At 72.4% G+C, this 10373-nt stretch carries 10 protein-coding genes; 1 reads left to right on the top strand and 9 read right to left on the bottom strand.

Annotation, left to right across the window (positions count from 1 at the left end):
• Window positions 1–198: 198 nt before the first annotated feature.
• From AOK18_RS08070 to AOK18_RS08030, 9 genes are all read right to left on the bottom strand, one after another.
• Complete coding sequence (locus AOK18_RS08070) at window positions 199–591, bottom strand: YccF domain-containing protein (RefSeq protein WP_055570590.1); 393 nt, start codon at window positions 589–591, stop codon at window positions 199–201.
• A complete protein-coding gene (gene htpX, locus AOK18_RS08065) occupies window positions 588–1451 on the bottom strand; it encodes a zinc metalloprotease HtpX (RefSeq protein WP_055693878.1) in 864 nt (287 codons plus the stop codon). Before htpX ends, AOK18_RS08070 begins: the two co-directional genes overlap by 4 nt.
• A gap of 337 nt (window positions 1452–1788) precedes the next feature.
• Window positions 1789–3288, bottom strand: a complete 1500-nt coding sequence (locus AOK18_RS08060; protein WP_055693877.1) for an NADH-quinone oxidoreductase subunit N — start codon at window positions 3286–3288, stop codon at window positions 1789–1791.
• Window positions 3285–4913 (bottom strand): complex I subunit 4 family protein, encoded by a 1629-nt coding sequence (locus tag AOK18_RS08055; RefSeq protein ID WP_055693876.1) that lies wholly within the window; start codon window positions 4911–4913, stop codon window positions 3285–3287. Before AOK18_RS08055 ends, AOK18_RS08060 begins: the two co-directional genes overlap by 4 nt.
• Before the next feature lie 6 nt (window positions 4914–4919).
• A complete protein-coding gene (locus AOK18_RS08050; protein WP_055693875.1) occupies window positions 4920–6914 on the bottom strand; it encodes an NADH-quinone oxidoreductase subunit 5 family protein in 1995 nt (664 codons plus the stop codon).
• Entirely contained in the window at window positions 6911–7366 is a 456-nt protein-coding gene (gene nuoK, locus AOK18_RS08045) for an NADH-quinone oxidoreductase subunit NuoK (protein ID WP_055693874.1), read from the bottom strand. The genes AOK18_RS08050 and nuoK overlap by 4 nt, the downstream gene beginning before the upstream one ends.
• Window positions 7366–8124, bottom strand: coding sequence for an NADH-quinone oxidoreductase subunit J family protein (locus AOK18_RS08040; protein ID WP_079104900.1), 759 nt, complete (start codon window positions 8122–8124; stop codon window positions 7366–7368). Before AOK18_RS08040 ends, nuoK begins: the two co-directional genes overlap by 1 nt.
• Window positions 8121–8714, bottom strand: a complete 594-nt coding sequence (locus tag AOK18_RS08035; protein WP_055693873.1) for a NuoI/complex I 23 kDa subunit family protein — start codon at window positions 8712–8714, stop codon at window positions 8121–8123. Before AOK18_RS08035 ends, AOK18_RS08040 begins: the two co-directional genes overlap by 4 nt.
• Before the next feature lie 2 nt (window positions 8715–8716).
• Window positions 8717–9685: a complex I subunit 1/NuoH family protein gene (locus tag AOK18_RS08030; protein WP_055570583.1), complete on the bottom strand. Its 969-nt coding sequence runs from the start codon at window positions 9683–9685 to the stop codon at window positions 8717–8719.
• A 315-nt stretch (window positions 9686–10000) separates the two neighbouring features.
• Here AOK18_RS08030 and AOK18_RS33565 point away from each other — a divergent pair.
• Window positions 10001–10373, top strand: a 373-nt coding sequence (locus tag AOK18_RS33565; protein ID WP_055693872.1) for a hypothetical protein, incomplete at its 3' end; no start/stop codon positions are given.

Below are 10373 nucleotides of genomic sequence, written 5' to 3'. Positions count from 1 at the left end.
CCTTCGGGAGCACCCGGCCTTCGGGCACCAGTGGCTGTCAGGGGATGTTCCCGTTCGGTCACGCATGCGTGAGGCACGCCGCCGACCGGGACGATGCCCCGGGGACGCCTCTCGCCGGCACGCTTGCGGGCCGTGGAAAGACCGGTCGATCCAGCGGAACCGACGGAACCGGCGGGGTCGGAGGGGCCGGTGGGGGGACTAGCGGGATGCGAACGGCTGGTCGGTGCGGACGATCTCCCGGCCCATCGGGAGCAGCGAGACCGGGATCAGCTTGAAGTTGGCGATGCCGAGCGGGATTCCGATGATCGTGACGCACAGGGCGAGGCCGGTGACGATGTGGCCGATGGCCAGCCACCAGCCCGCGAGGACCAGCCACAGCACGTTGCCCACGCAGGACGCGGCACCCGCGTCCCTGCGCTCGATCGCCGTGTACCCGAACGGCCACAGGGCGTAGACACCGATGCGGAAGGCGGCGATGCCGAAGGGGATGCCGATGATCGTGACGCACAGCAGGACACCGGCGAGCAGGTAGCCGAGGAACAGCCAGAAGCCGCTCAGGACGAGCCATATGACGTTCAGGATGGTCTTCACTGCGTTCGACCTGCCATCTTCTCGAGTCGGGCGATGCGCTCCGCCATGGGCGGGTGGGTCGAGAACATCTTCGCGACCCCCTGGCCCGGGCGGAACGGGTTCGCGATCATCATGTGGCTGGCGGTCTCGATGCGGGGCTCGGGGGGCAGGGGAAGCTGTCTGGTGCCCGTTTCCAGTTTGCGCAGGGCGCTTGCGAGGGCGAGGGGGTCGCCGGTCAGCTGAGCGCCGGAGGCGTCGGCCTCGTACTCGCGGGAGCGGCTGATGGCCAGCTTGATGAGGGAGGCGGCGAGGGGCCCCAGGATCATGATGAGCAGCATGCCGAGGATGCCGGGGCCGTCGTCGTCGTTGGAGCGGCCGACCGGGATCAGCCAGGCGAAGTTGACCAGGAACATGATCACGGAGGCGAGGGCGCCGGCGACCGAGGAGATCAGGATGTCCCGGTTGTAGACGTGGCTGAGCTCATGGCCGATGACGCCGCGCAGTTCGCGCTCGTCGAGCAGGCGCAGGATGCCTTCGGTGCAGCACACGGCGGCGTTGCGCGGGTTGCGGCCGGTGGCGAAGGCGTTGGGCGCCTCGGTCGGGGAGATGTACAGGCGGGGCATGGGCTGGCGGGCCTGGGTGGAGAGCTCGCGCACCATGCGGTACAGGCCGGGGGCCTCGAACTCGCTCACGGGCCGGGCCCGCATCGCGCGCAGGGCGAGCTTGTCGCTGTTCCAGTAGGCGTACGCGTTGGTGCCCAGCGCGATCACGACGGCGACGACGAGGCCCGTACGGCCGAAGAAGCTGCCGATGACGATGATGAGCGCGGACAGTCCCCCGAGGAGGACCGCGGTCCTGAGCCCGTTGTGCCGGCGGTGCACGGTACGCCCTCCAAATCGCGCGGCGGGGGGCCTTTCCCCGCCGGTCTTCCCTCTGACCTGCGGTGGCCCCGGGTGTTCTGGCCTCACGTCCAGTGGACCCTCCCGTATACGTCAACGCCGGGCGGGCGGCACAGGTTCCCCGCGGGCCGCGGTGGCACGTGTGAACCGTCCGGGTGACGGCTCCACCCGGACGTCGTGACCGCCGGCCCGCCCGGGTGCCCGCCGTGCCCGTCCGAGCCCTTCCCGTGTCCGTTCAGGGTCCGGAAAGCCCTCCGAACCCCGGCGTGTCGAGGGGACGGGAGGAACCGGGAGGGGGCGGCGTGGGCCCGCCGGCCGGTCAGAAGAGGCCGGTGTCGGTGAGGCGCAGGATCAGTTGGGGCGCGCCGGACAGGGCGATGCCGAGGACTCCGGTGAGGGCGAGCGCGGCGGTGAGCGGGACGGGTACGCGGTGCACGGCCGGTTCCCCGTCGGGAGCGCGGAACAGCAGGGCGGTCCAGCGGAGGTAGTAGACCAGCGCGATGACGACGTTGACGGCCATGACGACGGCGAGCCAGCCGAGTCCGGCGTCGACGGCCGCGGAGAAGACGGTGACCTTGGCGAAGAGGCCGATGATGCCGGGCGGGAGTCCGGCGAGGCACAGCAGGAAGAAGGCCAGGAGCAGGGCGGTGAGCGGGCCGGAGGCGTACAGGCCCCGGTAGTCGGAGACCCGGTTGAGGGTCTTCGTGCGGCCGACCAGGGCGGCGACGGCGAAGGCGCCGAGGTTCACCGTGCCGTACATGAGGGCGTAGGCGAGGGTGGAGCCGATCGACTTCTCGGCGTCGCCGGAGTACGCGGCGGCGGCGATCGGCACCAGGAGGTAACCGGCCTGGCCGACGGAGGACCAGGCCAGGAGGCGTACCGCGCTGTACGCGCGCGTGGCCTGCTGCGCGAGGGCGCCGACGTTGCCGACGGTCATGGTGAGGGCGGCGAGCGCGGCGAGGGCCGGGCCCCAGACCTCGGCGTACGACGGGAGGGCGACGACGGTGACGAGGATCAGGCCGGTGAAGCCGACCGCCTTGCCGATGACCGACAGGTAGGCGGCGATCGGCAGGGGGGCGCCCACGTAGGTGTCGGGGACCCAGAAGTGGAAGGGCACGGCGGCCGTCTTGAAGGCGAAGCCGACGAGGGTGAGGACGACACCGGTCTGGGCGAGGGTGTGGAGCTGCCCGTCGACGGTCTGGACGCGTTCGGCCACCAGGGTGAGGTGGAGGGTTCCGGTGGCGGCGTAGACGAAGCTGATGCCGAGGAGGCTGACCGCGGTGGCGGTCACCGAGGACAGGAAGAACTTCAGGGCCGCTTCGGACGACTTCCGGTCGCCGTGCCTGAGGCCGACCAGGGCGAAGGCGGGCAGGGAGGCGACCTCCAGGGCGACGACGAGGGTCGCGAGGTCGCGGGAGGCGGGCAGGAGGGCGGCGCCCGCGACGGAGGACAGGAACAGGAACCAGTACTCGCCCTCGGGGAGCCTCTTGTCGGCGTCCTTGAGGGCGGTGACCGACAGGAGGGCGGTCAGGAGTGCGCCGCCGAGCACCAGGAACTGGATGACGAGGGTGAACCGGTCGGCGGTGTAGCTGCACACTCCGGGATCGCCGACCAGGCAGAACGTGCTGCGGTCGGCGTCGAGGAGAGGAAGCAGCAGGAGCGTGGCGGCGGCGAGTCCGGCCACCGCGAGCCATCCGAGAAGCGGTTTCCTGGCCTCGCCGACGAACAGGTCGGCGACGAGGACGGCCAGTCCGACGAGGGCCGCGACGACGGGCGGCGCGATGGCGAGCCAGTCGACGGACTGGACGAGGGAGCTCATCGGGTGCCTCCTGCGAGGAGCTGCTGCACGGCCGGGTCGGTCAGTCCGATCAGAGCCCCGGGCCACAGTCCGGCCACGACGGTGAGGACGACGAGCGGGGTCCAGGCCGCGAATTCGTGGCCGCGGACGTCGGTGAGGGCCGTGGCCTGTTCCGGCGGGGCGCCCATACAGACCCTGCGGACGACGACGAGCAGGTACGCGGCGGTCAGCAGGGTGCCGAAGGCTCCGACGGACATGAAGACGAGGAAGGCGGGGCGGCTGAGTCCGGCGGCGGGGTCGAACGCGCCGAAGAGGGCGAGCATCTCCCCCCAGAATCCGGCGAGGCCGGGCAGGCCGAGGGAGGCGACGGCGGCGAAGGCGAGCAGTCCGCCGAGGCGCGGCGCCCTGCCGTAGAGGGCGGCTCCGGCCGGGAGCCGGCCCGGTGCGGCGGGGCCGCCCGGTGCGGAGCGGAGGCTGGACGACAGACGGGAGAGGGCGTCGAGGTCGACGGTGCCGGTGCGCTCCTTGAGGGCGCCGACGAGGAAGAAGAGCAGACCGGTGATGAGACCGTGGGCGATGTTGGCGAAGAGGGCGCCGTTGACGCCGGTCGGGGTCATGGTGGCGATGCCGAGGAGGACGAAGCCCATGTGGCCGACGGAGGAGTAGGCGATGAGGCGTTTGAGGTCGCCCTTGGCGCCTTCCTTGGTGAGGGCGAGGCAGGCGAGGGAGCCGTAGACGATGCCGACGACGGCGAAGGCGGCGAGGTAGGGCGCGAAGGTGCGGAAGCCGTCCGGGGCGGCGGGGAGCAGGATCCGCACGAACCCGTACGTGCCCATCTTCAGCAGGACGCCGGCCAGCAGGACGGAGCCGACCGTCGGGGCGGCGGTGTGGGCGTCGGGCAGCCAGCTGTGCAGCGGCCACATCGGGGTCTTGACCGCGAGCCCGATCCCGATCGCCAGTACGGCGACGATCTGCACGGACACGGTGAGTGACCGGCCGTTGTCAGTGGCGAGTGCCACCATGTCGAATGTGCCCGCCTTGATCCCGATCAGGAGCAGGCCGAGCAGCATGACCACGGAGCCGAGCAGCGTGTAGAGGACGAACTTCCAGGCGGCCCCGGCCCGGCCCTCGCCGCCCCAGCGGGCGATGAGGAAGTACATCGGGATCAGGACCATCTCGAAGGCGAGGAAGAACAGGATCAGGTCGAGGACGGCGAAGGCCGCGAGGGTGCCGGACTCGAGGACGAGCAGCAGGGCGACGAAGGCCTTCGGGGACGGGCCGGCCGGCGGTTCGAAGTACGCGTGGAGCGCGCTGAGGAAGGTCAGCAGCGCGGTCAGGACCAGGAGGGGGAGGGAGATGCCGTCGGTGCCGAGGTGGATGCGCACGTCGAGTGCGGGGATCCAGCTGATGTCGGTCGTGGCCTGCATCCTCGACGGGTGGTCGTGGTCGAAGCCGAGCGCGAGGACGATCGCCGCGACGAGGACGGCGCCGGTGACGGTCACGCCGTGCCGGAGCACGGCCTGGTCGGGTGACTTCCCCCTGAGTCCCGGCGGGGCCGGGAGGAGGGCGGCGGCGGCTCCCAGCAGCGGGGCGACGAGGAGGAACGCCAGAAGGAACTGCATCACGGACTCGCTGATATCGATCACGTCTGGTCACGCTCCCGTGGCGGCGAGGACGACGGCGACCGCGAGGACGACGGTGCCGGCGAGCAGCGCGCTCACATAGGTCTGCAGATTGCCGGTCTGGGCGCGTCGTACGGCGGTGCCGAGCCACCGGGGCAGCGTTCCCGCGCCGCGTACGTAGGTGTCGACGACCTCGCGGTCGAGGAAGCGGACCAGGGCGGCCGCGGCCCGGACGGGCCGGACGAACAGGGCCGTGTAGACGGCGTCCAGGTGGAAGCCGGCGGCCGCGTGACGGTGCAGGGGGCCGAGCAGCAGCCGCCCGGGATCCGACGGGTCGGGTGCGGACGCGATGTCCCCGTAGGCGGGCTCGTGGCCGGCGATCGCCTCCGCCTCGACCCGTCCGGCGTCGCGCTCCGGGTGGGCGGTAACGGCGCCCAGGGGGAAGCGGGCGGCGTGGACGGTGGTGTGGCGCCAGGCGGCGTAGGTGACGATGCCACCGACCAGGGCGACGCCGGTGCCGAGCACCGAGGTGGTGAGGGTCGGTGCGAGGTCGTGTCCGTCGAACCAGTCGGGCAGCGCGCGGAAGGCGAAGCCGCCCAGGGTGAGGGAGGGGATCGCGAGCACCCACAGCACGACGGTCATGGTGAGGGGCTGCCTGCCGTGGTCGGGGGCCTCGGTGCCGTGTCCGCGGAAGGCCAGCAGCCACAGGCGCGTCGCGTACGCGGCGGTGAGCAGGGCGGTGGCCAGGCCGGCGAGGAGGACGATCCAGCCCGCTGCGGCGGGGGCCTGCCCGGTGTGGCCGGTGACGACGTGTTCGGCCGCTCCGAGGACGGCCTCCTTGGAGAAGAAACCGCTGAACGGCGGGATCGCGGCCAGTGCGAGGAGCCCCACGGTCATCGTCCAGTAGGCGTCGGGGACGCGGTCACGCAGGTGGCTCATGCGGGACGTGACGGCCAGCGAGTTGGTGCCGGCCGCGTGGATGATCACACCGGCGGCGAGGAACAGCAGCGCCTTGAAGGCGCCGTGGGACAGGAGGTGGAAGACGGCGGCTCCGCGTTCGCCGACGGCGAGGGCGCCGGTCATGTAGCCGAGCTGGCCGATCGTCGAGTAGGCGAGGACGCGTTTGATGTCGTCCTGGGCGAGCGCGGCGAGCGCCGAGCCGGTCATGGTGACGGCGGCCATGACGGCGAGGACGGTCATCGTGGCCCGGGAGGCGGCGAAGAGCGGGAGGAGACGGGCGACGAAGTAGACGCCGGCGGCGACCATCGTCGCGGCGTGGATCAGCGCGGAGACGGGGGTCGGGCCCGCCATCGCGTCGGGGAGCCAGGTGTGCAGGGGGAACTGCGCCGACTTGCCCGCCACGCCCGCCAGGAGGAGCAGGGCGATCAGGGTGGGGTGCTCGATGCCGCCGTTCGCGACGGCGTCGAGGACGCGGGTGATCCGGAAGGAGCCGGTCTCGCCGGCGAGGGCGAACAGGCCGATGAGGAAGGGGACGTCGCCGAGTTTGGTGACCAGGAAGGCCTTCAGGGAGGCGGCGCGGGCCTCGGGGGTCTCCCAGTAGTGGCCGACGAGGAAGTAGGAGCAGATGCCCATGACCTCCCAGCCGACCAGCAGCACCATCAGGTCGCCGGAGTAGACGACGAGGAACATCGCGGAGGTGAACAGGGAGACGAGGGCCGCGTAGGAGGGGTAGCGCGGGTCGTCGCGGAGGTAGCCCGTCGAGTAGATCTGCACGCAGGTGGCGACGACACCGACGACCACGGCGGTGAGGGCGGCGAAACCGTCGATGTGCAGGGCCAGTTCGACGGGGACGGAACCGGTGGGGGTGAGTTCGGTGGCGGCGTCGACGGCCCGGCCGCCGCCCTGGCGCACGGCGACCGCGACGGCCAGGAGGAGGGCGGCGAGCGTGGGCAGGACCGCGAGCGGGCGGACGAAGCCCGGGGCCGTGCGGCCCAGGAGCAGTCCGGCGATCGCGCCGAGGAACGGAAGGAGGGGGACGAGGACGGCGAGGGTGGTCGTGGTCACGCGGTGGCCTCGGCCTTCGTGACGGCCGCCCGGGTCGTGGGGGCGTCGTCGCTGTCGGGTGCGGCGCCGCCCGGTCCGCCCGGACTGCCCGGTCCGCCGGGGCCGCCCGGGCCGTCGGTGTCGTCGGGGCCGGGGCTCTCGGCGGTGTCGCGGAGCTTGTCGATGTTCGCGGTGCCGCGGTTGCGGTGGACGGCGAGGACGATCGCCAGGCCGATGCCGATCTCGGCGGCGGCGATGGCGATGGTGAACAGGGCGAGGGCCTGGCCGGAGTGCAGGGTCTCCTCGGCGGTCCTGCTGAGCCAGACGTCGAAGGCGACCAGGTTCAGGTTGACGGCGTTGAGCATCAGCTCGACCGACATCAGGACCAGGATCGCGTTGCGGCGGGCGAGGACTCCGTACAGGCCGGTGCAGAAGAGGAGGGCGGACAGCACGACGGGATAGGCGAGGTGCATCAGCGGTTCCCTTCCGCGTCGCGGCGGCGGGCGGCCGGCGCGCGGCCCGGTCCGGGGGCCGGTTCCGGAGCCGGTTCCGCGGGGGATCCGTGGGGGGTTTTGGAGGTGGCTCCGGCGCCCGTTTCCCGTGGCTCGGCCTCCCGGGGCTCGGCCTCCCGTGCCGCGGCGGCCGTGTTCGCCCTGCGGGAGAGGACGATCGCGCCGACGAGGGCGGCCAGGAGGAGGACGGAGAGGGCCTCGAAGGGGAGGACCCAGTGCTGGAAGAGGCCGGCACCGGTCACGTCGGTGGAGCCGGCGGGCGCGCCGTCCAGGTCGATCCAGGTCGTGCGGAAGGCGTCGACGACGACCCAGACCAGGGCGACGGCCGCGGCGACGGCCACGGCGAGGGCGACCCGGCGGTTGCCGGAGTCGGCGTCCGGGGAGCGGCCGATGGGCGCTCTGGTGAGCATCAGGCCGAACAGGAGCAGGACGACGACCGAACCCACGTAGATCAGGACCTGCACCCAGGCGATGAACTCGGCGGTGAGCAGGAGGTATTCGACGGCGAGTCCACCGAGGGCCACCACCAGCCACAGGGCGGCGTGCACCAGTTGCCTGGTGGTGACGGTGACGACGGCGGCACCGAAGGTGACCAGGCCGACCAGGAGGAAGGCGATCTCCACACCGGTCGGGGAGAGGAAGCCCCGCGCCTCGGCGGCGGTGGTGACGGTGGTGGTCGTGGCGTGCGCGACCGTGCCGGCGGCTGCGGCGAGGGTCACGAATCCTCCCCCTTCGGGTCTGCCTGCGGGCCGGGGTGCGGGTCGGGCCGAGCGGCGGCCTGGGCGGCCAGTTTGTCGGCCGTCTTGCGGGCGGCGGCGAGCTCCTTCGGTTCCTCGGCCGCGGGGTCGAGGGCCGGCGGGGCCGGGACCGTCCACATCCACTCGCGGAGCTTGTCCCGTTCGTGGGTGAGTTCGCGGATGTCGGTCTCGGCGTACTCGAACTCGGGGGACCAGAACAGGGCGTCGAAAGGACAGACCTCGATGCAGATACCGCAGTACATGCACAGGGAGAAGTCGATGGCGAACCGGTCGAGGACGTTGCGGCTGCGGTCACGGCCGCCGGGCGCCGCCGCCGGGACGGTCTCCTTGTGGGAGTCGATGTAGATGCACCAGTCCGGGCACTCGCGGGCGCACAGCATGCAGACCGTGCAGTTCTCCTCGAACAGCCCGATCACCCCTCGGGTGCGAGGGGCGAGGGCGGGCTGGGTGTCCGGGTACTGGGCGGTGACGGACTTCTTCGTCATCGTCCGCAGGGTGACGGCCAGGCCCTTGGCCAGGCCGGAACCGGGGAAGCCGGGAAGAGGGGACATGGCTAGGAGATCACCACCTTGACGACGCCGGTGAGGGCGATCTGAGCTAGGGCGAGGGGGACGAGGAGGGTCCAGGACAGTTTCTGCAGCTGGTCCTCGCGCAGGCGGGGATGGGTGACGCGGAGCCAGATGACGACGAAGGCGAGGACCGCGGTCTTCAGCAGGGTCCAGACCCAGCCGAGGCCGTCGGCGCCCCACGGGCCGTGCCAGCCGCCCAGGAAGAGGACGGTGGTCAGGCCGCACAGGACGACGATCCCGGCGTACTCGGCGAGGAGGAAGAGCGCGAACCGCAGACCGGTGTACTCGGTGTACGCGCCGAAGATGATCTCCGAGTCGGCCACGGGCATGTCGAAGGGCGGCCGCTGGAGTTCGGCGAGTCCGGCGACGAAGAAGACGATCGCGCCGACGATCTGCCAGGGCAGCCACCACCACTCGAACGCGTCGAGGATGCCGACGAGTGAGACGGTGCCGGCCGCCATCGCCACCGAGGCGGCGGCGAGCAGCATCGGCAGTTCGTAGGCGAGAAGCTGGGCGGCGGTGCGCAGCCCGCCGAGGAGGGAGAACTTGTTGGCGGAGGCCCACCCGGCCATCAGCGAGCCGAGGACGCCCACGCCCATCACCGCGAGCACGAAGAACACGCCCGCGTCCAGCACCTGACCGACGGCGCCCTCGCCTGGGCCGATCGGGAGGGCGAGCAGGACGAGGAGGTACGGCAGGAGGGCGACGGCGGGGGCGAGCTGGAAGACACGGCGGTCGGCACCGGCCGGGACCACGTCCTCCTTCTGCGCGAACTTCACGCCGTCGGCGACGAGCTGGGCCCAGCCGTGGAAGCCGCCCGCGTACATCGGGCCCAGGCGGCCCTGCATGTGCGCCATCACCTTGTGCTCGGTCTGACCGACGATCAGGGGGAGGGTGAGGAAGACGACGAAGACGATCAGGAGTCGCAGGGCGACGTCGAGTACGTCGTTCACCGCGGGCCTCCCGAGGGGGTGCCGGGGGTCCCGGGGCCCGACTCCGGGCCGGGGCCCGACTCCGAATCGGAGCCCGAGGAGCCCGGCTCCGGGTCGGGGCCCGGTGCGGGAGCGGGAGCGGGCCCGGTCTCCGCTTCGGCTTCGGGTGCGGTCCCGGACCCGCCTGCCGCGTCGCGCTCGGGTTCGGGTTCGGGCTCGGCGTGCGCCGGGCGGGCGTGGTGCCAGGGGGCGTCCGGACTGCGCGGCGCGGTGGAGGGCTTGGCACCTGGTGCCGCGGCCCGGTGCGGCGCCTCCGTCCCCCCTGAGGTCCCGGGGGTGTCCGGCGGAGCGGTCCTGTCCGGCGGCGTGGTCGTGTCCGGCGTCCCGGTGGCGTCCGGCGGCGTGGTCGGGCGGGTCGCGGAGCCCTCCGACGCGGTGCGTGCGCGGCGGGGGCCTCGTTCGCCGGCGGGCCTCGACGAGGGCGCCTGGGACCGCTGGCTCACGGAGCCTTCGGAGGCGCTTCGGGTGCGGCGTCCGGCGGGCGGTGCCTCGGGCGTGTCGGTGCCGGGACCGGCAACGGGGCCGACCGTGTCCTCCGGGGACTTCGCCGCCTCCTCGGACGTCCCGGACACGGCTGCCGCCGGCCGCTCGCGCTGGGAAGCCGAGCCCTCGCTCGCGCTCCGGGTGCGGCGCGCCCGGAGCGCGAGCG

The organism is Streptomyces prasinopilosus (genome assembly GCF_001419695.1).
GTDB lineage: Bacteria > Actinomycetota > Actinomycetes > Streptomycetales > Streptomycetaceae > Streptomyces > Streptomyces prasinopilosus.
Note: the sequence above shows the minus strand (reverse complement) of the source record. Positions and strands in the feature narration are given on the sequence as shown.